Here is a 24,360-nt window from a genome sequence, read left to right on the forward strand (position 1 = left end):
GTGCCCGCAGTTCGAGCAGGGCACCCGTCGAATAGTCATCATCCCTCGCGCCCGCCGCCGGGCCAGTGAGTTCTTTTCTGACGCCTCCCCGATAACTGTCCTCCGCTCAGAGGAAAGAGCTGGCTTTGCCGACGATACCCACCTCCCCTGCGACCATCAGCAACCACCGCGGGCCTCGGCACGGCGCCGACGGATCGGCGGCGGCCCGCCCGGACGACGCGCAGCCGCTCTCGTTCGCGCAGCAACGGCTCTGGACGTTGGCTCAGTTGACCGGGGCCGGCGAGGCCTACAACGAGTCGGTCGTGCACCGGCTGCGCGGGCCGCTGGACCGTGGTGCGCTGGCCCGGGCGCTGGACGCGATCGTCGTTCGGCACGAGGTGCTGCGGACTCGCCTGGTCCCCGTGGACGGCGAGGTGCGCCAGTGGATCGATCGGTCGGACGTCGGGTTTCCGCTCCTGACGGACGATCTGACCGGTGTTCCCGATCCCGAAGCGCGGCTGACCGCCCTGCAACACGCGGAAGCCACCGCGCCCTTCGATCTGGCCAGCGGCTCGCTGGCCCGTGGCCGCCTGGTCACCTTGGCCCCGAACCATCACGCCTTGCTGCTCACGATGCACCACGCGGTCTTCGACGGAACGTCCATGGACGTCATGATGCGTGAACTCACCGCGCTCTACTCGGCGTTCATCCGTGGCGAAGACGACCCTCTGCCGCCGTTGCCGCTCCAGTACGCCGACTACGCCCGCCGGCAGCGCGAGTGGATGGACGGCGAGGAGCAGGCCGCCCAGGCCGCGTACTGGCAGCAGAACCTGGTCGGCGTCCCACCCCTGCTCGAACTGCCGACCGACCGGCCCCGCCCGCCCGAGCAGGACTACCGTGGCGGCCGGGTGGCGATCAGCCTGGACGAGGAGCTGACGGCCGGCCTGCGCACGCTCGCTCGGCGGCACGGCGGCACCCTCTTCGTCGCCGCGCTGACCGGCTGGTCCCTGGTGCTGTCCCGGCTGGCCGGCGAGACCGACATCGTGGTCGGCGTACCGACGGCGAACCGCCGCAGCCGTGACCTGGCCGGGCTCATCGGCTTCTTCGTCAACTCGCTTGCCGTACGCGTCGACCTGTCCGGTGCACCGACGGTCTCGACCGCGCTTGGCCGGACCCGCGCCGCCGTCCGCGGGGCATTGGACCACCAGGACCTGCCGTTCGAGCGGGTGGTGGAGTTGGTCAACCCGCCGCGCAGCATCGCCCATTCACCACTGTTCCAGACCATGTTCGCCTGGCAGCCGTCGCGCAGCGGCCTGCTGGGCCTGCCGGATGTCGAGGCTGCGCCCCTCGACATCCCGTTCGCCTCCGCCAAGTTCGACCTCGCGCTGTCGCTGGCCGAGGAGGACGGCCGGCTGGTCGGCCATCTCGACTACGCCACCGCCCTGTTCGACCACGGCACCGCCGAACGCTACGCGGGCTACCTGCGGCGGGTGCTGGCCCAGATGGCGGAGGAGCCCGGCCGGCAGGTCGCGGATCTCGCGCTGATGGACGCGGCCGAGCGCCACCGGCTGCTCACGGACTGGGACGCGACCCAGGGCGCCGAAGCGGTGCCACCCTCCGGGCTCGGCGGCCTGATCGAACGTTTCGAGGCGCAGGTACGGGCCCGCCCGGACGGACCGGCGCTCGTCTGTGGCGGTGAGCAAACCGACTACGCCGCGCTGGAGCGCCGCGCCAACCGGTTGGCGCACGCGCTGATCGCGCGCGGGATCGGACCCGACCAGGTGGTCGGCCTGCACGCCGGGCGGTCCACGGAGCTGGTCGTCGGCGTCCTCGGCATCCTCAAGGCGGGTGCCGCCTTCCTCCCGCTCGACCCCGGCCAGCCGACCGAGCGGCTGACCGCCATGGTGGCGGACGCTGCACCGGCCCTGGTCATGAGCACCGTTGGCGCTGTGGACGGCTGGCAGGACCTTCGCACGGTCGAGGCGGAGGCCGTCCGTGACGACGCCCCCGCAGTCGCGGTGAGCCCCTCGCACCTGGCCTACGTGCTCTACACCTCGGGCTCCACCGGCCGCCCCAAGGGCGTCGCGGTGACGCACGGCAGCGTGCTCAACCTCCTCGACACCTGGCTCGCCCGGTTCGGCGCGACCCCCGGCGAGGCGACCTCCGCCTGGTCCAGCATCGGCTTCGACGCGACGATCCACGAGATCCTGCTGCCGCTCACCACGGGTGCCGTGCTGCACATCGTCCCCGACGACCTGCGCGCCGACCCCGGGGCGCTGCTGGACTGGCTGCGCCGGCACCGCGTCGTGCAGGCGTTCCTGCCCCCGGCGTACATCCGGTGGATCGACGAAGCCCCCGAGGAGCGCCTGGCGGGTCTGGCCCTGCGCCAGTTGCTGACCGGGGTGGAGTCCCTCCCGGAGATCGCGCTCCACCGCATGACGCGGGTGCTGCCCGGCCTGCGGATCTGCTACGGGTACGGCCCCACCGAGAGCACGCTCTACTGCACGTCCTACACCGACCCGCAGCCCCTCGACCGGCCTTGCCCGATCGGCCGACCGTTGGGCAACACCCGCCTCTACCTGCTCGACGAACGGCTCCGGCTCGTCCCCGCCGGGGTCACGGGCGAGCTCTGGACCGGCGGCGCCGGACTCGCCGCGGGCTACCTCAACCGGCCGGACCTGACGGACGAGCGGTTCCTCCCCGACCCCTTCGTGCCGGGCGGGCGCATCTACCGCACCGGCGACCTCGCCCGTCGGCTTCCGGACGGCAACGCCGAGTTCCTGGGCCGCCGTGACGACCAGGTCAAGCTCCGCGGCTTCCGGATCGAGCCCCGCGAGGTGGAGGCGGCGCTGCTGGCCGTGCCCGGTGTGCGTGAAGCGGCCGTCCTCGCCGACCGCGACGAGGCCGGCGAACTGCGCCTGGTGGCCGCCGTCGGCCAGGGCGGCGCCCGGCCGCGACAGCCGCACGAGTGGCGCGCCGCGCTGGCCGAACGGCTGCCGGACTACATGGTTCCGGCGCTCTTCGTCGAACTGCCCGCGCTGCCGCGGGGCCGCAGCGGCAAGCTGGACCGCGCCGAGCTGCTGCGGCAGGCCCGGGCGGCCGTGCCCCAGCAGGTCAACACGGCCACCCCGCGCGACCACGTCGAGATGGCCCTCTACCGCATCTGGAAGCGCGTGCTGCTGCACCCCGCGATCGGCATCACCGACAACTTCTTCGAGATCGGCGGCACTTCGATCTCCGCCATCAAGGTGGCGGATGCCGTCCGCGAGGAGTTCGGCGACAGCCTGCCCATCCGTGACGTCATCGCACACCCGACGATCGAGGCACTGGCCGAGCGCCTGCGCACCGGCGCGGCCCGGCAGCGGAGCGGAAGCCTGATCGAGTTCCGTGCGGGCGACGGACGCCGGCGGGTGGTCTGCGTCCACCCGGCCGGCGGCACCGCCTTCTGCTACCTGTCGCTCGCCGCCGCGCTGCCGGAGGGGATCGGCGTGTACGGCATCCAGTCCCTGGGCCTGGACCCCGGCGAAACGCCGCTGCCCACGGTCGAGGCCATGGCTCGGCACTACCTGGAGCTGGTCGGACCGCGCGCGGACGAGTCCCTGGTGCTGTGCGGGCTGTCCTACGGCGGACTGGTCGCCCATGAGATGGGACGGCTGCTGGCCGAGGCCGGGCACCCCCGGTTCAGCGTGGTCCTGCTCGACACGCGCGGCACCGACGACCCGCAGGAGCGGGCCGCGATCGAGCCCGTCGACGCGGCGGACTTCCGCGAGAAGCTGGTCAGGTTCAACGGGATGTACCCGGGTATCGAGGACGACCAGATCGAGCGGTACTTCCGGATCTACAACCACAACCGGATGTCGGCCCGCGACTATCCCGTACCGCCGTCACCGGCCCGGCTGGTGTTCGTCCAGGCATCCGAGGGCGGCGGGGACGAGGCGGTGGAGCGCGAAGCCCGCGCGTTCTGGCAACGGCGGGCCAGTGGCGGCCTGTTGGTGGAGCCGGTGGGCTGCGGGCACTGGGACATGCTGGAGAGCGACGCGGTGCCGCGGATCGCCGAGCTGATCACGGCGGAACTGCTGCGGGCGCCGGACCCGGCCTCCCCCCTGCCGTCGCCACGCCACCGTCTCCGGGCCTCGACCGGCGGCCTGCACACCGCGCGGGAGGCGTGATGCGAACCACGACCGAACCCGTCGCCGTACCGCCCGTCACGGGCCTCGCCCAGGGTGTGCACGCGTGGGCGCTGCGGACCCCCGGCGCGCTCGCGCTGGCCGACGGCGACCGGCTGCTCGACTACGCCGCCCTGGACGCGGCCGGCGCGGCGGTGGCCGACGGGCTGCGCCGCAGCGGAGTCCGGCCCGGCCAGGCGGTGGCGGTCCACCTCCCCCGCTCCTGGCAGCTGGTCTGCGCCATGCTCGGCATCATCCGCCTCGGCGCCATGGTCGTGCCGCTCGACGCTCAGAGCCCGCCGGAACGCCGTCGTCACATCCTGACCGACTCCGGCGCTGTGGCACTGATCCACGCGGCCACCGCGCCGGAGGGCCTGCCGGACGGCGTACGGGCCCTCCCGCTGGCCGCCCTGCTCGCCCACCGCGCCGCCCCCGAGGCCCCGTTCACCGGCTCGCCGGTCTCGTTCCTCTTCTACACCTCCGGAACCACCGGCCTCCCCAAGGGAGTCGAGGTGACGGAGAGCGGCGTGCTGCGGCTGGCCCGCCCGGGGTACATCGACCTGGAGCAGGGTGCCCGCTACTCCTGCATGTCCAACCCCGCGTTCGACGCGCTGAACTTCGAGGTGTGGGCGCCGCTGCTGACCGGCGGCTGCTGCGTGATCCTGGCTGACGCGGACGTCCAGACCCCGGAGCGGCTGGCGGCGGCTGTGCTGCGCGAACGGATCGACACCCTCTTCGTCACCGTGGCGCTCTTCAACGCCGTGGTGGACGCCGTCCCCGACTGCTTCGCCGGTGTGGGGCAGGTGCTGGTCGGCGGCGAGCAGCTCAACGCCCGTGTGATCCGCCGCTGGTACCGCCACAACGCGGACAGCCCGACCCGGCTGCACAACGTGTACGGCCCGACCGAGACCGCCACCTTCGCGCTGTGCCACCCCATCCCCCGGGACTTCGGCGCGGACGTCGTCCCGATCGGGCGCCCGCTGCCCGACACCCGGGCCGTCCTCGTCGCAGCGGGCAGCGAGCGGCAGGCCGCACCCGGCGAGGTCGCCGAACTCCACCTGGCCGGAGCCGGTCTGGCGGCCGGCTACCGCAACCTGCCCGAGGAGACAGCACGGCGCTTCGTCCGGCTGCCCTGGTACGACGACGGCCGTGAGCTCCACTACCGGACCGGCGATCTGGTCCGCGCCGATGCCGACGGCGTCGTGGAGTACGTCGGACGCGCCGACCGCCAGGTGAAGGTCCGCGGCTTCCGGATCGAACCCGGCGAGCTCGAACGGCAGATCGTCAAGCACCCGGCCGTGCGGCAGGCGTACGTCTGCACCCGCCGCGACGACGAGTACGGTCCGAACGAGCTGCTCGCCTACCTCGTGCCCGACGGCGAGCTGACCTTCGAGGAGTTCGACCGTCACCTGGCGAGCGGGCTGCCCGCCTACATGCGGCCCCACCACCTCTACCTGCTCGACGCGCTGCCGCTGAACGCCAACGGCAAGGTGGACCAGGCCGCGCTGCTGGACCGCGACGACCAGCCCTGGCGACCGACGACCGGCACCGGCCCCGCCGCCACCGCCTGGCAGCGTGAGGTGCTGGAGCTGGTGGCGCAGGTGCTGGGGATACCCGACCCCCGGCTCGACGACGGCTGGACCACGGTCGGCGGTGACTCGCTGAAGGCGCTGCGGCTGCGGTTCGAGGTCAGGCGCCGCTGGGACTGCGACCTGCCGCAGTCCTCGGTTCTGCGGGGGGACTTCGCCTCGCTCGCCGAGGCCGTCGCCGCCGCCCGCGCCGGCGGGCAGGCGCAGTATCCCGTACCGGCCGGGCCCACCCTGGCCCGCACCGCGCCGGCCACCAGCGAGCAGCAGCGGCTGTGGCTCTTCCAGCAGCGCTCGCCACGCTCCCGCGCCTACGACGTGACCTGCGCCGTGCGGATCGACGGCCCGGTGGACGCCGCGGCTCTGCGGCAGTCGCTACGGCGTCTGGTGGTCCAACACCCGGCGTTGCGCACCGGGTTCGAGGCGACGCCCGAGGGCCTGCGCCAGACGGTGGGCGAGCCGTACGACCCCTGGACCGACCCCGGCACCGCGACGCCCGACGACGAGAGGGGCCGACGGGCCTTCGCCGACGAGTTCTTCGCCCTCCCCTTCGACCTGTCCCGGCCGCGGATGCTGCGCACCTGCTGGCTGCCGCAGGACGGGGGCGGCGTCCTCCTGCTCCACCTCCACCACATCGCTGTCGACGGCTGGTCGCTCAACGTGCTCTTCCGTGACCTGTCGGCCGGGTACGAGCACGCTCTGAGCGGCGAGCACGAACCGCACCAGGTGCAGCCCGCCCTCACGCCGCTCGACTACGCGCGCTGGCAGGCCGAGTGGTCCACCCACCCGGGCTACCGCGCACAGCGCGCCGAACTGCACGCGCACTACGCCGGGTTGGGCGAAGCCGCCGAGCCGCTGCAGCCGAGCCCCGCCCACCCGTCCTTGGAGGGCCGGCTGCTGCACACCACGCTGGACGTGGTGCGCCGCTCCCACATCGACCGGCTCTGCGCCGAACTCGGCCTGACCCGCTTCCAGTTGCTGCTGGGCGTCTTCGCCTGGAGCCTGTACGCCGTGACCGGCCGGACCAGACTGCGGGTGGCAACTCCGGTGGCCAACCGGCCGCTGCGGGAGTTCGAGGCGAGCGTCGGCATGTTCGCGAACACCGTGCTGCTGCCGCTGACCCTCACGCCCGGCGAGGAGCTGCGCGGCCAACTGCGGTGCCTGGGCGCCGCAGTGCACGAGGTGCTGGACCGGCAGGACGTCATGCTCTCCGACGTGCTGGCCGACCTGGGCCCGGCGGCGGGGTCGTCACCGTTCGACGTCCTCTTCGTGCAGGAGAACACCGACTTCGGGGCGCTGGCCCTGCCGTCCTGCGCCGCCCGCCCGCTGTGGTGGGCGCCGGCCGAGGCCAAGTGCCCCATGACCCTGTTCGTGGTGGAGCGCGACGGCGACCTGGACTGCCTGTGGGAGTACGCCGCCGACCACTTCGACGCCGCCCAGGTCGAAGCGATGGCCGGGCTGTTCCGGCGCGGCCTGGACCTGCTCGCCGCCGACGAGCCCGTCACCGTGGCCGAGTTGGCCGCCCCCTACCGCGACAGCCTGCCGCAGCACGGCGACGGCCCGGCGTCGGAGTTGACGTACCGGACCGTGGCCGAGGGCTTCGCCCGGCAGGTCGCCCGGACCCCGGCGGCGGACGCCCTGAACGACGGTCTGCGCACGCTGAGTTACGCCGAACTCGATGCCCACGCGGCCGCGCTCGCCGCCGAACTGCGGTCGGCGTACCCGGCACCGGAGGTGGACGACCGCCCGCGCCGCGTCGCGCTGTACTTCGAGCCCTGCGTCGAGCACGTGGTGGCACTGCTGGCGCTCGCTCGCCTCAACCTGACGATCGTGCCGCTCGACCCGTCCTACCCTCCGCACCTGCTGCGGCTGATCCTCGAACAGGCGCAGCCGCTGTGCGTCCTGCTGCCGCCGGGCGGTGAAGCGGCGTTCGACGCTGTCGACCCGGGCGGCGTGACACGGCACCCGGTCACGCTGGCGCCGGTGCACCGGCCCGTGCCCGCCCTCCCGCCACACGACGGCACCCGGCCGCTGTACACCCTCTTCACCTCGGGCTCCACCGGGACTCCCAAGGGCGTCCAGGTGTCGGACCGGACCCTGTGCAACCTGCTCCAGTGGCAGGCACAGGCGGGCGGCCTCGGGGCGCCCGCCGTGACCCAGCAGTTCTCCATGCTCTCCTTCGACGTCTCCTTCCAGGAGATCTTCGGCACGCTCTGCGGAGGCGGCTGCCTGCACCTGGTGCGGCCCGGCTGGCGGCAGGACGGGCCCGCCCTGCTGGCGCAGCTGGAGTCAGCGGGGGTGGAGCGCGTCTTCATGCCCTACGTGGCCCTGCAACTCCTCGCCGAACACGCCGTCCACCTCGGCCGCTATCCCACTCGGCTGCGTGAAGTGGTGACCGCGGGTGAGCAGTTGGTCTGCACACAGGCCATCCGCCGCTGGTTCGCCGGCCTGTCGGGCGCCCGTCTGTTCAACCACTACGGCCCGACCGAGACGCACGTGGTGAGCAGCCTGTGCCTCGAAGGCGACCCCGCCCGCTGGCCGGATCGCCCGGCCATCGGCCGGCCCGTGGCCGGTGCGGTGCTGCGCGTGGTGGACGAGGCGGGCCGAGCCGTCCCGGCCGACTGCCCCGGCGACCTGCTCATCGGTGGCACGATGGCCGAGCGCTGCTACCTCGGCGAGGGCGCACCGTTTGACGAGCGCTTCGTCGAACTGCCGGGCCTGGGCCTGTTCTACCGTAGTGGCGACCGGGCCCGCTTCGACCGGCAGGGTCTGCTGCACTATCTGGGCCGCGACGACCAGCAGGTCAAACTGAGCGGCCACCGGCTGGAGTTGGGCGAGATCGAGGTGGCCCTGCTGCGGCATCCGGAGATCGTCAACGCCGTGGTGGCACGCGACGGCAAGCTGCTGGTGGCCTGCTTCCAGTCTCGCGGCCAAACCCCCACGGCCGGGGAACTCACCGCTCACCTTGGCGCGTTGCTACCCGCCCACGTACGGGTCGACCGCTTCCGGCGACTGGAGGCCCTGCCCCGAACCCCCAGCGGCAAACTCGACCGTGCGGGGGCCCTGCGCTCCCCGGGCGAGGAGCTGCGCGGACGGGCGGGTGGCACCCCGGTGCTGTCGGAGCGCGAAGCCCGACTGGCCGAGGCGTTCGAAGCGGTGACCGGTGCGGCCATCACGCCCGACCAGTCGTTCTTCGACGCGGGTGCGTCCAGCCTGACGCTGATGCGCTACCACCTGTACTGCACAATGGAGTTGGGGCTACGCTTCACGGTCGCCGAGCTGTTCGAGCACGTCACCGTGCGGCGGTTGGCCCGGTTCCTCGACGGGCCGGTGCGTTCGACCGGTAGCACCGTCGACGCCACGGGCGTGCAGGCCGACGCCGTGGCTGGTGACGAACCGATCGCGATCATCGGCATGGCCGCCCGCCTCCCCGGAGCCCCGGACCTTGCCGCCTTCTGGGAGCTGGTGAGCGCCGCGGGCCGGGGCATCGAGCACTTCGACGCGGCGGACGGCCTGGTCGGGGCGCGAAGCCAGCTGGACGGACTGCTGGCCTTCGACCCCGACCACTTCGGCATCAGCCGCTACGACGCCCGGCTGATGGACCCTCAGCAGCGCCACCTGCTGATGGCCTGCACGCAGGCGCTGGCCCACGCCGGAATCCACGATCCGTCGTCGGGTCCGCGAGTCGGCCTGATCGCCGGGGCGGGCGAGAACACGTACTTCCAGAGCATGCTGCGGGAGGCCGACCCACGGTGGCTGCCCGACGGCTTCCGGCTGGCCCTGCACCACGAGAAGGACTTCCTCGCCACCAAGGCCGCCTACCACCTCGGGCTGACCGGCCCGGCCTTCACCGCCCAGGCCGCCTGCGCGAGTTCGCTGGTCGCCGTCCATCTCGCGGCGGGCCTGCTCCGCCAGGGCGACGCCGAGGTGATGCTCGCCGCAGGTGTGCTCGCCGACCCGACCCTGACCGGCGGCTACCACTACCAGCCCCAGCACATCTTCTCCGTGGACGGCCACTGCCGGCCCTTCAGCGACGACGCGACCGGCACGATCGGTGCCAGCGGCGTCGGCGTGGTGGTGCTCAAGCCGCTGCGACTCGCCCGGCGCGACGGCGACACCGTCTACGCGGTGATCACCGGATCCGCACTGAACAACGACGGTTCCGACAAGCTCAGTTACAGCGCACCCTCACTCGCCGGCCAACGTGAGGTGATCCGCGCCGCCCTGCGCCGCAGCGGTCGCACCGGCGCGGACCTCGCCTACGTCGAGGCCCACGGCACCGGCACCCGCCTGGGCGACCCGGTCGAAGTCGACGCCCTACGGCAGGCGTTCGACATCGCCGAGTCCGGCCGCTGCGCGCTGACCTCGGTCAAGAGCCAGATCGGCCACCTGGGCGCCGCCGCCGGCGTGGTCGGCCTGATCCGCGCCACCCTGAGCGTCCACCACGGTGTCATCCCGCCCAACGTCGACTTCCGCACCCTCAACCCGCACATAGCCGCCGACCCGACTCCCTTCTACATCCCCACCACCGCCCGCAGTTGGCCCGCCGACCGTCCCCGGGTGGCGGCGGTCAGCAGCTTCGGCATCGGCGGCACGAACGCCCATGTGGTGCTGGAGGCGGTCACACCGACGGTCCGGGAGCCCGGCGCCACCGCGGCGGCCCCACCCGGCTGCCTCGTACTGTCCGGCAGCAGTGCGGCTGCCGTGCGGACCGACGCCGCACGCATCGCCGACTACCTGACTGCCCGCCCCGAGGCCTACGACGAGGTGGTGCGGCACCTGCAGGCCGGCCGATCGGCCCGACGGTGGCGCCTGGCGGCGGTCTGCCCTGACGCGTCGGCCGCGGTCCGGTGGTTGCGCACAGCCGTACCGGTCGCGCCGGTGGGACCGGACGAGGTGTCCGTGCCGGCGGCTGGTCGTACGGCGGACGAGTTGGCCGCCGCCTGGGTGGACGGGTGCGACATCGACTGGCCGCAGGGTCCGGCGCAGGCGCCGTGGGACTTTCCCCCGCCGGCCTTCGAGTTGGCGGACTACGACTTCGAGCGTGCCACGGCCATGGCGGTCGACCCCGAACCGGTCGCCGCCGAAGGTCCGCAGCGGCTCGCGGAGTGCGACTGGCTGAGCCAGCCGCACTGGGTACGGCTGCGCCGCGCGGGCACCGCGAGCAGCGCCCGCAGCTCGGCGGTGCTGGTGGTGGTCACGGACGGCCCGGCGCCCGCTGCGGCGATCCGGGTGTTCGAGACGGCCTACGCCCGGGTCGTGCAGGTCATCGCGGCAGACGCCTTCGCCCGGCGCGGGGACGGCGTCTTCGAGGTCGATGCGGCCGATCCCGCCTCGTTGCTCCAACTGCTCGACGCCGTCACCGCGCAGGCAGGACAGGGGGGTGTCGACTGGCTGCACGCGCTGCCCCTGGGCATGGCGGGCCCGGTCACCGGGCGCTCCTTGGAGCAGGCCCGCTGGGCGTGCGTCGACGCGCCTGCCGCCCTCGTCCAGGCGCTGGCCGGGATGCCGGGAGCGCTCCGACCGCGCCTGTGGTGGCTGTCGTACGGAGCCAGGCCCGTCGAAGGAGCCGTCGAGCGACCGGAGTCGGGCCTGCTCACCGGGATCAGCGAGGTCGCTCCGCAGGAGACCCCCGTGGACGGTCGCTGGGTGGATCTGCCGAGCGCCGCCCTGGCCGACTGGGCGGCGGCACTGACCGCCCTGCTCACCGGGGACGGCGCCGGGCGCCCCAGGCAGCTGGCCCTGCGGCAGGGGTACTGGTGGCAGCAGGTCGTCTCGCCGGTGGCCTTGGACGAGGCCGCTGCTCCGGTGATCCCGCGCGGGGACGGCGTCCACCTGGTGCTGGGCGGTACCGGCGGTATCGGCGCGAGCGTGGCGGCCTGGCTGCTGGAGCAGACCGAGGGCCGGGTCCTGCTGCTGGCCAGACGGCCGCGACTGCCGGCCCGACTGGCCGGCTGGGCGGACCGGGTGGACCTGGTCGAGGGGGATCTCGCCCACGACGCCGGGGTGGCGGACATCCTGCGGCGGGTGGGCGGCCGCACCGCGCGGCTCGACACTGTGGTCCACGCCGCCGGTGTCGGCACCGGCGGCATGATCGTCCGACGCGACGCCGCAGCGACGAGCCAGGCGGCCAAGCTCAATGGCGCGCTGCTGGTCGAGCGGCTGATCGAGCGGTACGCACCGGCGCTCGCGGTCTACTGCTCCTCCATGTCGGCCCTGCTGGGCGGGGTCGGCCAGCTCGACTACGCCGCTGCCAACGGCCTGCTCGACGGCTTCGCCCACCACCGGCCCGGCGGCACCGGGACGGGTCCGCAAGCCACCGTGCGGCTCGGCATCGACTGGGACGTGTGGCGCCAGACGGGCATGGCCGTGCGGGTGCCGTCCACGGATGCCCGCCACCAAGCCCATCTGGCGACCGGCTTGACGGTCGACGAGGGGAAGCGGGTGTTCGCCCGGGCCGTAGCTCTCCAGCTCCCCCAACTCCTGGTCTCCACCACGGACATCGAGGAATCCCGGGTGTTCTACACCGCGCCCGCCCCGGCTCCGGCCCCGCAGCCCGCCACGGCGGCCGAGGATGCCCTCTCCCCCGCCGCCCTCCTCACCGGCCGGCTCTGCGAGTGGCTGGGCGTCGACCGGATCGATCCGGATGCCGCCCTGTACGACCTGGGCGCCGATTCACTGACCATGCTCGACCTGATCGGCTCGGTCAAACAGCACTTCGGGGTCGAGCTGGAACTGTCCCGACTGAGCCACCAAGTTTCCGTCAACGAGATCCTGACCCGGCTCGACGAGGCCGCGCCGCGCGGGGCGGGCGAGTCGGACGACGTGACGGTGGAGATCTGGCAGGAGGGTACCGGGCGCGACGTGCTGTGCCTGGTGCACCCGGTCGGTGGCGACATCCAGGCCTACCGCTCACTGGTGTCCGCGCTCGACCGGCGGCTGACCGTCTGCCTCATCGCCGACCCCGCTCTGCGCCGGACCGGCCCGCACCAACCCGCCCCACCCGCCTGGTCGTTGGCCGAGCGTGCCCGCCGCTACCACGCCGCTCTGCGCGATCACTTCTCCGACGGCGTGCAGCGCTTGTACCTGGCGGGCTGGTCCTTCGGCGCCTGGACGGCGATGGGAATGGCGGCCGAGGCGGAGGCAGCCGGCCGACCGGCGCGGGGGCTCTACCTGCTCGACCCTCCCGCACCCGGCTCGGGGCCGCTGTTCCAGGGCTACGACGAGGCGCAGCTCGAAGCGGTGTTCGCCCACGAACTCGGCGACGGTGGCGCCGCGTTCACCGATGAGGCGAGGGCCTACGCCGACCGGCTCGCGCAGTGCTGCCGGGCCAACCTGGCGAGCATGGCCGACCATGAGCTGCCGCAGCTGTCCGCCACGCCGGGCCGGTTGTGGCTGGCGGAGCAGCCGGTGGCGGGGCTGCCGCGACAGGGCACGCCGGACGATCAACTGTCCCTGTGGGAACGGCACTTCCCGGCAGCGGGCAGTCGGCACCGGCTCGCCACCACCCACTACGGCGTCGTCCGCCCGCCGTACGTGCACGCGGTGACGGCCGCGATCAACGCGGCTCTGGACGAGGTACCCGAGTCCTCATGAGACCTCGGCCCACCGTCCGCACCTGCCCCGCCCGGCCGTCACCGGCCGCCCCAGCATCGAAAGGCGCACTGCCGTGAGCCACGCAAACCCGTACCGGTCACTGCCGGTTCGCTCCTTCTGGCGCCCTGCCGTGGCCGAGCCCGACCCGCTCGCCATCGAGGGCCTCTGGACGCCGAAGTTCGCCCTCGGCCAGGACGATCCCGTCCTGACCGCCGGCTCCTGCTTCGCCGCCCACCTCGGTCGCGCCCTGCTGGAGCGCGGCATGAACTGGTACGACGCCGAACCGGCCCCTCCCGGGCTGACCGGGGAGCAGCGGAGGAGCCGCCAGTACGGCCTGTTCTCGTTCCGCACCGGCAACATCTACACACCCGCCGTCCTGCACCAGTGGCTGTCCTGGGCCTTCGGCCACACCGCCGCGCCCCGCACGGCCTGGTTGGAGGCCGGCCGGTACCACGACCCCTACCGCCCGGCCGTCGAACCGGACGGCTGGGCGTCCGCGGAGGAGATGCTGGGCGCCCGGGAGGCGACCCTCGCCGCGATCCGCCGCGGCATCACCACGGCGAGCTGCCTGGTCTTCACCCTGGGGCTGACCGAGGCGTGGCGGGACCGCACCGACGGCACGACGTACCCGGTCTGCCCCGGCACCGTGCGGGGCACGTTCGACGCCGAGCGGCATGTCTTCCACCACGCCGCCTTCGACGAGGTGCACCGCGACCTGGTCGCGGCCATCGCCGTGGCCCGCGCGGCCAATCCGGACCTGCGGATCCTGCTCACGGTCTCGCCGGTCCCGCTGACCGCGACTGCGACCGGTGAGCACGTGCTGAGCGCCAACAGCCACTCCAAGTCCGTCCTGCGCGCCGTCGCCGGGCAGCTGGCACGGGACCACGCACACGTCGACTACTTCCCGTCGTACGAGCTCGTCACCGGGGCTCCCTTCAAGGGCTCCTGGTACGAGCCGAATCTGCGGACCGTCACACCCGAGGGCGTCGACTTCGTCCTGCACCACTTCCTGGCCGCGTTCGGCGGGCCCGGCCCCGGGCCGCGACCGTCACTGACCCCCACCGCAGGACCGGGAGGAGACCCCTGTGAAGACGCCGTCCTCGACTACTACCGCTCCCGCTAGGTTCCTGCTGCTCGGCGACTCGCACGCCGGCCCGATCGGACGGGCCGCTCGCGCCGCCGGCCTGCCCTTCGACGGCGGACCGCTCGGCGCCGGACGGGAGTTCACCGACGACTTCTTCGAACCACGGGACGCGGACGTCGTGTTCCGCAGCCCCGAGGCGGAGCAGCACTACCGCGGCTTCCTGCGCGGGTTGCAGGCGACGGAACTCGGAGCGGTCGCGGTGCCGGTGGTCTCGACCCTCGGGCTCAGCGCCCACTTCGTCGCCACGGCCGACAACTGGCAGATCTACCGGGGCCCGAACGGCCTGATGCCCGGCTTCCTGTCCAGCGCGCTGTTCGGCGACATCGTCCGCGCCTCGGTCCGCGCCGCGCTGGCCTTCTACCGCCACGCGCTCGGCCTGGGCCTGCGGGTGCTGGCCGTGATGCCGCCGCAGCGCGTACCGGCGCACGCCGACCCGCTGGTCTTCATGGCGGCGCAGGACGTCATCCGGGAGGCGCTGACCGGCCTCGGCGTCGAGATGGTCGATCTGCGGGCCCGGACGACCGACGAACACGGCTTCCAGCGGCCCGAGTTGTGCGAGCCCGACGACGCGATCCACGGCAATCTCGCCTTCGGCCGCCTGATCCTGGCCGAACTGCTGGAGCGCGGCCTGTAGTTCCGCCCTCCCGATCCCAATCCCCCCATCCCGCCCAGGAGGACCCCATGGAGCAGTACGAACTCGACGCCGTCAAGCGGCTCACCACGAGGCCGGCGCGGAAGTACCGGACCATCGAGGTGAAGTCCCTCACGCCGGTCATCGGCGCCGAGGTGACCGGCGTCGACCTCTCGGAGGAACTGCCCGAGGAGCAGCTGGCAGAGCTCAAGTCCGCCTTCCTCGACCACCATGTGCTGGTGCTGCGCGACCAGATCATCACGCCCGAGGACCACAAGCGCTTCGCCGCCCACTTCGGCGAGCTCCGCCCCGTCAACCCGCCCCCGGTGGACGCCGATCCGTACATCCTGGAGATCAGCACCAGCCCGGAGGCCGAGAACGTGGCCGGCAACGGCTGGCACGCCGACGGCACCGCCGACGCCGAACCGTCCCTCGGGTCGATGCTCTACATCACCCGCATCCCGGAGGGCGGCAGCGGCGGCGACACCCTGTTCGCCAACATGCACCTGGCCTACGAGATGCTGTCGCCGACCATGCGGGAGCTGCTGGACGGCCTGACCGCCGTGCACGACGGCCGCATCGCCCTCCAGGGCTACACCCCGCCGGCCGACTACGTCATCCCCAAGAGCGAACACCCGCTGGTGGTGCGCCATCCGGAGACCGACCGCAAGGTCCTCTACGTCAACCGGGCCTACACCGACCGCATTCCGCAGCTGTCGGCCGAGGAGAGCAGGGCGCTGCTCGACCTGCTCTTCAAGGTCATATCCGAGCGCCCCATGCTGCACTGCCGCGTCCGCTGGACCCCCGACACGCTGGTCTTCTGGGACAACCGCTGCGTCCAGCACCACGCGACGTACGACTACCACCCCCTGACCCGCTACGGGCAGCGCGTGGCGATCAACGGCGGCCCGCTGAAGGGCTGATGCCGCTCGGGCGGGTAGGGTCCGCCGCTCGCCGTCAGGCCGCTGCGACTCGGGCCAGGCTGTCGGCGAGGCCTTCGGCCAGCCGCGCGCCGACGTCCCTCGTCCTCGTCCGGTCCTGCTCCGCGTAGGCCCGGACGACGGCCCGGACCCGCGCGGCCGGGTACGTGGCGGCGTAGGCCACCGGGTCCGTGGCCGCCAACGCGCGCGCCACGGCCGGTGCGTTCGCCAGGGCGTTCGAGTCGGCGTGGGACCGCGCGTTGGCCTCGGTGTTCAGCTCGGCATAGCTCGCGCCGTACGCGGCGGCCTCGGCCTCACCGTAGCCGTTCGCCAACGCGTACGTGCCCGCCGCCGACGCGGCCGCGGCATGGGCGTCGGCATAGGGGTAGGCGTACTCGTACAGCTCCCGCAGCGCGGGCCCGAGGGCGGCGGTCCAGGCCGTCTCGCCGATCCGCTCGCCGTTGGACGCCCGCTCGTGCAGGTCCGCCACGGCAAGGTGGCGAGCGGGGACCCCGCCGCGCCGCTCGCTCGCCTCGACCAGGACCGGCCGCACGCTGAGGTGGTGCCAGTCATGGACGACGCTGAAGGGCACCTCCCCGTCCAGCCGCACCAGCTCACGGTGCATCCGGCGCACCCAGTCCCGCCCCGCGTCGGCTTCCATCGCCTCGAAGAGCGCCTCGCCCACGCTCCTGAGCCACTCGGGTCCGGCTGCAGGTCCGTCGGCGCCGAGGGAGGAGAGGAAGGCCTCGAACGTCTCCCGCTCCGTGGCGGCTTCAGGTGTGGTCATGGGTGCGACTCCTGGGCTGGTGTTCTGCGGACCGACCCGGCACGTGCTGAGCCGTGGTCAACTGCCGGGGACGGGCGAGCCGATGATCACTTTATGATCCGAGCCGAGTTTTGTGGAGCCCCTGCCGCCCGGCGGGAGTCGGACCGACGAGTGCCGCACCTGCGCCTGTCGGGGCCGCGCCGACCCGACGGCCTCGCGGCTCAGTCGTCCCGTGGTGCCGGATCGGGCCAGGGCCGCGATGATCGGCCTGGAGAGCTTGTGCTCTGTCCCTTCCGGTCACCAGTCAGTCAGGAGGCCCCGGATGCCGCAGGAGACAGCCGCCGCCCCGCGCCGGGTGGTGCACGTCCCTCCCGAGGAGCGCGCGGCGCGCGGCCGGGAGGCCCGTCGCCGCGTGCCCCGGTCGAGCCATGCGGAGTACCGGCCGTCGAAGGACCGGCCGGACCCCCTGGACATCCTGCAGGCCCAGTCCGCCCGCCGGGTCCCGGAACTCGTGCCGATCCGTTACGGCCGAATGAGCGAGTCCCCGTTCCGGTTCTACCGGGGCGCCGCCGCGATCATGGCCTCCGACCTGGCCGGCTCGCCCGACTCCGGGATCAGGGCCCAACTGTGCGGCGACGCGCACATGCTGAACTTCCGGCTGTTGGCCTCCCCGGAGCGGCAACTGCTGTTCGACATCAACGACTTCGACGAGACCCTGCCAGGGCCCTGGGAGTGGGACGTCAAACGGCTCTCGGCCAGCCTGGTCATCGCCGGGCGCGCGAACGGCTTCGACGACGCCGTGCGAGCGGACATCGTTCGGGCCACCGTGCGGTCGTACCGCGAGGCGATGGCCCGGTTCGCGCAGATGCGCAACCTGGAGGTCTGGTACGCCCGCATGGACGCGGAACGCCTCCAGGAGCTCGCCGCGAGCCGGATCCACAAGCACGGCCGGAAGGCCCTCGCACGCGAGTTGGCCAAGGCCCGCACCCGCGACAGCCTCCAGGCCTTCGAGAAGCTCACCGAGACCGTGGCCGGCCGGGTCCGCATCGCCGCCGACCCGCCGCTGCTGGTACCGCTCTCCGACCTGCTCCCCGATGTGACCCGTGGCGAACTGGAACGGGAGATCCGCGGCCTGGTCGAACACTACGACCGAACCCTGTCGTCGGACCGGCGCGCCCTGCTGGGGCAGTACCACCTCGTGGACATCGCCCGGAAGGTCGTCGGGGTCGGCAGTGTCGGCACCCGGTGCTGGATCCTGCTGCTGCTCGGCCGGGACGGCCAGGACCCCCTGTTCCTGCAGGCCAAGGAGGCCGACGACTCGGTACTCGCGGCCCACGTCGGGGCGAGCCGGTACCGCAACCAGGGCGAGCGGGTGGTCTCCGGCCAGCGGCTGATGCAGGCCGCGAGCGACATCTTCCTCGGCTGGGAGCGGGTGGACGGCATCGACGGCCGACGCCGCGACTTCTACATCCGCCAACTGCGCGACTGGAAGGGCATCGCGGTGGCGGAGGAGATGCTGCCGGAGGGCATGCGAGCGTTCGGCGAGTTGTGCGGCACCACCCTGGCCCGCGCGCACGCCAGGTCCGGCGACCGAATCGCCATCGCCGCCTACCTCGGCCGCCGTGACTCCTTCGACCGCGCGCTCGCCGCCTTCGCCGAGTCCTACGCCGACCAGAACGAGCGCGACCACCAGGCGCTCCTCGACGCGGTCACGACCGGCCGGCTGCCGGCAAAAACCGTGGAGCCCTCGGCATGACAACCCGAGTAGCGGACTTCCCCCTTGATGCCGCCATCAGTCTCCCCACGGCGTGATCCCCCAGCGGACCGTGTGCTGTTCGCCGGGGCCGAGGCGGACGAGCCCGGTGCCGCTGCTGAAGGCGTCCGGCGGGCAAGTCATCGGCTCGATGGCGACCGCGCGACGTCGCTCCCCCGGTGGGAGGGTGTCGCCGGTGTAGAGCTGTACGTAGTCGGCGCCTTCACCGAGCCACACGTCCGTACCGAACGCACCCGACGGGTGGGCCAGGCGCACCACGGCCCGCCCGTCCGTGCCTCGGTCGAGGTCGCCGAACGGGGTGTCCAGTCGCAGCGCCCCGACCGCCTGTGGCGTACGCAGGTCGTACGCCGTCCCGGCGACCGGCTGTACGGCCACCGGTAGGCCGCGCTCGTCGGTGCGCAGCCAGGTCCGTGCGGGGACGGTCAGCACCGCCTGGTCGACCACCGCGGTGCCCGCAGTGACGTAGGGATGCTGGCCGAAGCCGTAGGGTGCGGCGCCCACGCCGACGTTGCGCGCGGTCACGGCGACCTCGAGCCCGCCCTCCCCGAGGGCGTACTCGGCGCGGAGGTGGAGGTGGAACGGGTAGCCCGGCTGCGGCCACAGCGGAACCTCCAGGACCGCCCGGCTGCCGCTCGCCTCCACGACCCGCCACGCGACCCACCGGAGCAGCCCGTGGATGGCGTTGCCGCCGGCCGGCTCGGTGAGCGGCAGCTGCAGGTCCTGCCCGTCCCAGCGGTACCGGCCGTCCCGGATCCGGTTGGGCCACGGCACCAGGAGCTGGCCGCGACCCCCGGTGATCCGGTCCTGTTCGGCGAATCCGTCGACCACGGCACGTTCACCGACCGCATACGACCGCAGCGCCGCACCCAGCTCGACGATGACGGCACTGTGTGTGCCGTGACGGAGGGACAGTTGCCGTCCGGTGGGGCTCTCCTGCACGCGTGGCCTCCTCGGTCCGCCCGGTCGGCGTCCTCGGACGCGGACCGAGGTGAAGGCCTGCGGTGCGGCCTCCTCATCGGGAGCGTGCGGCCCCGCACCGGCCTGGTCAAGCGCGACACGTTCCCGGGGGTGGAATCGCCCGGCGGGTTCGCCCGCCGGGGCCACGGCAGAGGCCATCGGCGCGCCCGCACGCCGGTCCCCCCGGTCGGCCCTCAGGCGCTCCCCCGCCTCCCGGGCGGGACCACGGCTTCACCGGCCGGCCGAGCGGCCACATCGCTGGCCGATGCGCCGCCAGACACTGGGCGAGCGGCCATCGACCGCTGCAACGTGGCGAGGACTTCCGGCCCATCGGATAGTGGAGGAAGGGGCATCTTCCGAGATTTCGGAGCAGCCATGGACCGCTACCCTCCCATCGCCGCGCACGGCCTGGTCGGCGACCTGCAGACCGCAGCGCTCGTTTCGTCGCAGGGCGTCGTCGACTGGTTCGCTGCTCCCCGGTTCGACTCGCCCAGCGTCTTCGCCGCCCTGCTCGACCATGACCGCGGTGGGTACCTGAGTCTGGCCCCCGAGCGCCCCGAGGGGACCAGCAAGCAGCTCTACTACCCCGACACGGCCGTGCTGGTGACCCGGTTCATGTCGCCCGACGGCGTGGGCGAGGTGGTGGACTTCATGCCGCCGGACCGGGCCCGCAAGGCCACCGACCGGCACACCCTGATACGCGTGGTGCGTGCCGTGCGGGGAACCGTCGACTTCACTCTCGAGTGCCGGCCGCGCTTCGACTACGGCCGGGCCGAGCACCAGCTGGAGCTCGGCGAGAACCGCGGCCTGTTCCGGGCCCCGGGGATGGACGCGCACCTGCAGACCACCTTCCCGCTGGAGCGGGACGGCCAGGACGTACGCGGCCGGGTGACACTGAGCGCCGGCGAAGTCGGTGGCGCCGTGTTCACCGTCTGCGCGTCCGGCGGCGAGGCACCCGCGCCCCCCTCGGTCGACAGCCTCGCCGAACAGGCCCAGGAGACCGGCCTCTTCTGGCAGCAGTGGTTGCACCAGTCCCGCTACCGGGGCCGCTGGCCCGAGCTGGTGCACCGTTCGGTCATCACCCTCAAGCTCCTCACCTACGCCCCCACCGGCGCCCTGATCGCGGCAGCCACCACGGGCCTGCCCGAGCAGGTCGGCGGAGAGCGCAACTGGGACTACCGGTTCACCTGGGTGCGCGACGGCGCGCTGTCCGTGCGGGCCCTGCTGGACCTCGGCTTCGCCGAGGAGGCCGTTGCCTTCGTCCACTGGCTCGTGGAGAGGCTGTATGAGCGCGAAGGCAGGGAGGACGAGCCGCTCCAGACGATGTACCGGATCGACGGCGACCCCGACCTGCCGGAGGAGACGCTCGAACACTTCGAGGGCTACCGCGGCTCCTTCCCCGTCCGCATCGGCAACGGTGCCGCTGATCAGCTCCAGCTGGACATCTACGGCGAGGCCCTCTACGCGGTGTCCCAGGGCCGCGAGCTCGCGCAGCAGGCCACCTACCGGGGCTGGAAGGCACTGTCCAGGGCGCTGGACTGGTTCGCCGACTCCTGGGACCGGCCGGACGAGGGCATCTGGGAGACCCGCGGCGGCCGCCAGGACTTCACCTACAGCCGGGTGATGGCCTGGGTCGCCTTCGACCACGGGCTCGCCCTGGCCGAGCACTTCCGCAGGCCCGCCGACCTGGAGAAGTGGCGCCGCGCCAGGGACGCCATCTTCGAACAGGTCATGGAACGCGGCTGGAGCGAGAAGGAGGGCGCCTTCGTCCAGCACTACGACGGCGACGTCCTGGACGCTTCGCTGCTGCTCATGCCCATGGTCCAGTTCATCTCTCCGAGAGACCCGGCCTGGCTCTCCACGCTCGACGCGATGGACCGCAAGCTCGTCTCCGACAGCCTCGTCTACCGCTACGACCCGGCGGCATCGCCGGACGGGCTGCGCGGTTCGGAAGGCACCTTCAGTCTGTGCACCTTCCTCTACGTCGACGCGCTGGCCCGGGCGGGGCGGCTGCCCCAGGCCCGCTACACCTTCGAGAAGATGCAGACCTACGCCAACCACGTCGGGCTGTTCGCCGAGGAGGTCGGTCCGAGCGGCGAGCAACTGGGCAACTTCCCCCAGGCGTTCACGCATCTGTCGCTCATCATGGCGGCCACCACCCTCGATCGGGCACTCGACGCGGAGGAGGGGCGCTGACCCATGGTCACGCATGCCGGTTCGGCAGGATCGCCGTCCTGTGACGGCTCAGGCCTCGGGCTGCGGGGCCACCGACGCCCCCGAGCCACCGGGGCCCTCGGGACCCTGGAAGTGCTCGGCTGTCAGCCGGAGCCGGAACACGTGGTACGTCCAGCTCTGGTAGGCGAGTACGACCGGCAGCAGGACGATGGCGACGACGGTCATCACCTTGAGCGCGTAGTCGCCCGAGGCGGTGTTGTGCACGGTCAGGTCGAACGCGGAGTTGGTGCTCGACACCATGACCCGCGGGTAGAGCTCGACGAAGATCGAGACCACGGTGGTGGCCATCGCCAGTGTGGTGGCGGCGAAGGCCCACCCTTCGTGCCCGGTGGCGATCAGCCATGCGGCCGCGAACACGGCCACCACTGCGGCGAGTTCGGCGAGGTTGATCAGGATGCCCCGGCCGGCTGTGGAGTGCGTCCAGGTCACGAAGGCCAGCACCACCAGACCGGCCACCGGGGCGGCCCGGCGCGCCAGCAGGCCGGCCCGGCGGCGGACGCCGCCGGTGGTCTTGAGCGCGATGAACGTCGCCCCGTGCAGGACGCACAGCACCACGAGGGTGATGCCGGTGAACACGCCGTAGCCGGTGAACAGGTCGGCGAAGTTCCCCGCGAACTCCTGGTCGCTCCCGATCGGGACACCGTGCAGCAGGTCGCCCAGGGCGATCCCGATCACCAGCGGCACGATCAGGCTTCCGGCGGTCAGCAGCACGTCCCAGGTCCGCCGCCAGCGGACACTGTCGATCTTGCCCCGGAACTCGAAGGAGACCCCGCGGATGATGAGCCCGACCAGCAGCAGCACGACTGCGAGGTAGAGCCCCGAAAGGAGCGTCGCGTACCAGGCGGGGAACGCCGCGAACATGGCGGCGGCGGCCGTGATCAGCCACACCTCGTTTCCGTCCCACAGCGGCCCGATCGTGTTGATCACGGCCCGGCGCCCGGGTTCGTCCCGCACCAGCACCGCGTGCAGCATGCCGACGCCCAGGTCGAATCCCTCCAGGACGAAGAAGCCCGTCCACAGCACGGCGATGAGGATGAACCAGAAGACGGCGAGTGCCATCGCGACCTCGGAGTGATTCGGGACCTCAGTAGGTCACGGCCGGTACGGGCTGGTCGTCGCTCGGAGCCTCGGCGGCGTCCTTGCGGGCGTAGCGCGTCATCAGCACGGCGGCGACGACGGCAAGTGCTGCGTAGAGCAGGAAGAAGACCAGGATGCTGATCGCCACGGTGGTCGTGCTGACGGACGGTGACACCCCGTTCCTCGTGAGCTGGATGCCCTGGACGATCCATGGCTGACGGCCGTTCTCCGTGAGCAGCCAGCCGGCGGTGTTGATCAGGAAGGGCAGGACGACCGCCCAGACGGCCACCCGCAGGAACCAGGGTGACTCGGCGAGCCGTTTGCGTCTGAGCAGCCAGAGCCCCCAGAGGCCGACCAGGAGGGCGACGGTGGCGAGGTAGGCCATCACGCGCATCGACCAGTACTGGATGAAGATGTCGGGCACGTACTCGCCCGGCCCGTAGCGCTGCTGGTACTGGCTCTGGACGGCGTTGAGCCCGAGCACCTGGCCGTTCCAGTGGTTGGTGGCCAGCAGCGAGAGCAGGTGAGGAATGGCGATGATCTTCGTGGGGGTCTGGTCGTTATTGCCGCCACCGACCTGGAAGACCGAGAAGGAGCACGGCTGGCAGGTTTCCCACTGGGCCTCCGCGCCGGCGATCTTCATCGGCTGGTACTTGCCCTCGGTCACCCCGAGCTCGCTCCCGACCAGCATGGCGAACAGCAGTGCGGGGACGAGCACCACCAGCGACAGCCTCGCCGACAGCCGGAACACCTCGGTGTCGGCCCCCTTGCGCAGCTGCCAGGCCGAGACCGCCAGCATGACCATCGCTCCGGTGACCAGCGAGGCCAGCAGGACGTGCAGATAGCCGCGCAGGAACACGGGATTGGTGAACAGCGCCCAGACGTCGTTCAGCTGCGGGCGGCCGGTGGACGAGTTGATCGTGTAGCCGACCGGGTGCTGCATCCAGGAGTTGGCCGCCATGATGAACGCCGCGGACAGCGCGCCGCCGACGGCCACGGCCCAGATCGTCCCCAGGTGCACCCGCTTCGGCAGCTTGTCCCAGCCGAACAGCCACAGCCCCAGGAAGGTCGACTCCAGGAAGAACGCCCCGAGCCCCTCCATCGCCAGCGGGGCGCCGAAAACGTCTCCCACCGTGCGCGAGTACCCCGACCAGTCCATGCCGAACTGGAACTCCTGGACCAGGCCGGTCACCACACCGACCGCGATGTTGATCACCAGAAGCGTCCCGAAGAACCGGGTCAGCCGCAGGAACTCCGGGCGGTCGGTGCGGTGCCACGCGGTCTGCAGCAGCGCGGTCAGGAAGCTCAGGCCGATGGTGACCGGGACGAACAGGAAGTGGTAGATCGACGTCATCGCGAACTGCAGCCGGGCGAGGTCGAGCTGACTCATTTCTGCTCCCAATCCGTGAGCGTCGATGCCACCAGGGCGGCCCCGGATCCCGGGATGATCTCTGCCCAGGCAAGCACGTCGGCATCGATTCGCCGGGGAGCACTCTCACCGAGCTGTCGACCTGCCCCGCGAAGGCGCA

General features: G+C 72.3%; 11 protein-coding genes. 7 read left to right on the top strand and 4 right to left on the bottom strand.

Going from position 1 to position 24,360, the window contains the following annotated elements:
- The first annotated feature begins 125 nt into the window (after nucleotides 1–125).
- The 5 genes from E6W39_RS02910 to E6W39_RS02930 all read left to right on the top strand — a co-directional run bounded on the left by E6W39_RS02910 (nucleotide 126) and on the right by E6W39_RS02930 (nucleotide 16,025).
- Nucleotides 126–4,148, top strand: coding sequence for a non-ribosomal peptide synthetase (locus E6W39_RS02910; protein ID WP_228717932.1), 4,023 nt, complete (start codon nucleotides 126–128; stop codon nucleotides 4,146–4,148).
- Nucleotides 4,148–13,327: a non-ribosomal peptide synthetase gene (locus E6W39_RS02915; protein WP_141632112.1), complete on the top strand. Its 9,180-nt coding sequence runs from the start codon at nucleotides 4,148–4,150 to the stop codon at nucleotides 13,325–13,327. Before E6W39_RS02910 ends, E6W39_RS02915 begins: the two co-directional genes overlap by 1 nt.
- Before the next feature lie 73 nt (nucleotides 13,328–13,400).
- Nucleotides 13,401–14,450, top strand: a complete 1,050-nt coding sequence (locus E6W39_RS02920; protein WP_141632113.1) for a GSCFA domain-containing protein — start codon at nucleotides 13,401–13,403, stop codon at nucleotides 14,448–14,450.
- A complete protein-coding gene (locus tag E6W39_RS02925; RefSeq protein ID WP_181799062.1) occupies nucleotides 14,413–15,105 on the top strand; it encodes a hypothetical protein in 693 nt (230 codons plus the stop codon). The genes E6W39_RS02920 and E6W39_RS02925 overlap by 38 nt, the downstream gene beginning before the upstream one ends.
- A 47-nt stretch (nucleotides 15,106–15,152) precedes the next feature.
- Nucleotides 15,153–16,025: a TauD/TfdA dioxygenase family protein gene (locus E6W39_RS02930; protein ID WP_141632114.1), complete on the top strand. Its 873-nt coding sequence runs from the start codon at nucleotides 15,153–15,155 to the stop codon at nucleotides 16,023–16,025.
- Between the two features lie 34 nt (nucleotides 16,026–16,059).
- Here the strand turns inward: E6W39_RS02930 and E6W39_RS02935 are convergent, their stop codons facing one another.
- Nucleotides 16,060–16,809: a SpcZ gene (locus tag E6W39_RS02935; protein WP_141632115.1), complete on the bottom strand. Its 750-nt coding sequence runs from the start codon at nucleotides 16,807–16,809 to the stop codon at nucleotides 16,060–16,062.
- A 301-nt stretch (nucleotides 16,810–17,110) separates the two neighbouring features.
- Here E6W39_RS02935 and E6W39_RS02940 point away from each other — a divergent pair, with 301 nt between their 5' ends.
- Nucleotides 17,111–18,544: a DUF2252 domain-containing protein gene (locus E6W39_RS02940; RefSeq protein WP_141632116.1), complete on the top strand. Its 1,434-nt coding sequence runs from the start codon at nucleotides 17,111–17,113 to the stop codon at nucleotides 18,542–18,544.
- A gap of 36 nt (nucleotides 18,545–18,580) precedes the next feature.
- On the opposite strand, the gene E6W39_RS02945 is transcribed toward E6W39_RS02940, so the two are convergent.
- Nucleotides 18,581–19,501, bottom strand: coding sequence for an aldose 1-epimerase family protein (locus tag E6W39_RS02945; RefSeq protein WP_141632117.1), 921 nt, complete (start codon nucleotides 19,499–19,501; stop codon nucleotides 18,581–18,583).
- A 393-nt stretch (nucleotides 19,502–19,894) separates the two neighbouring features.
- Here E6W39_RS02945 and E6W39_RS02950 point away from each other — a divergent pair, with 393 nt between their 5' ends.
- Nucleotides 19,895–21,715 (top strand): glycoside hydrolase family 15 protein, encoded by a 1,821-nt coding sequence (locus E6W39_RS02950; protein ID WP_141632118.1) that lies wholly within the window; start codon nucleotides 19,895–19,897, stop codon nucleotides 21,713–21,715.
- 48 nt (nucleotides 21,716–21,763) lie between these two features.
- On the opposite strand, the gene cydB is transcribed toward E6W39_RS02950, so the two are convergent.
- Entirely contained in the window at nucleotides 21,764–22,813 is a 1,050-nt protein-coding gene (cydB, locus tag E6W39_RS02955) for a cytochrome d ubiquinol oxidase subunit II (RefSeq protein WP_141632119.1), read from the bottom strand.
- Between the two features lie 25 nt (nucleotides 22,814–22,838).
- Complete coding sequence (locus tag E6W39_RS02960; protein WP_141632120.1) at nucleotides 22,839–24,221, bottom strand: cytochrome ubiquinol oxidase subunit I; 1,383 nt, start codon at nucleotides 24,219–24,221, stop codon at nucleotides 22,839–22,841.
- Nucleotides 24,222–24,360 lie beyond the last annotated feature (139 nt).

This window comes from Kitasatospora acidiphila, assembly GCF_006636205.1.
Lineage (GTDB): Bacteria > Actinomycetota > Actinomycetes > Streptomycetales > Streptomycetaceae > Kitasatospora > Kitasatospora acidiphila.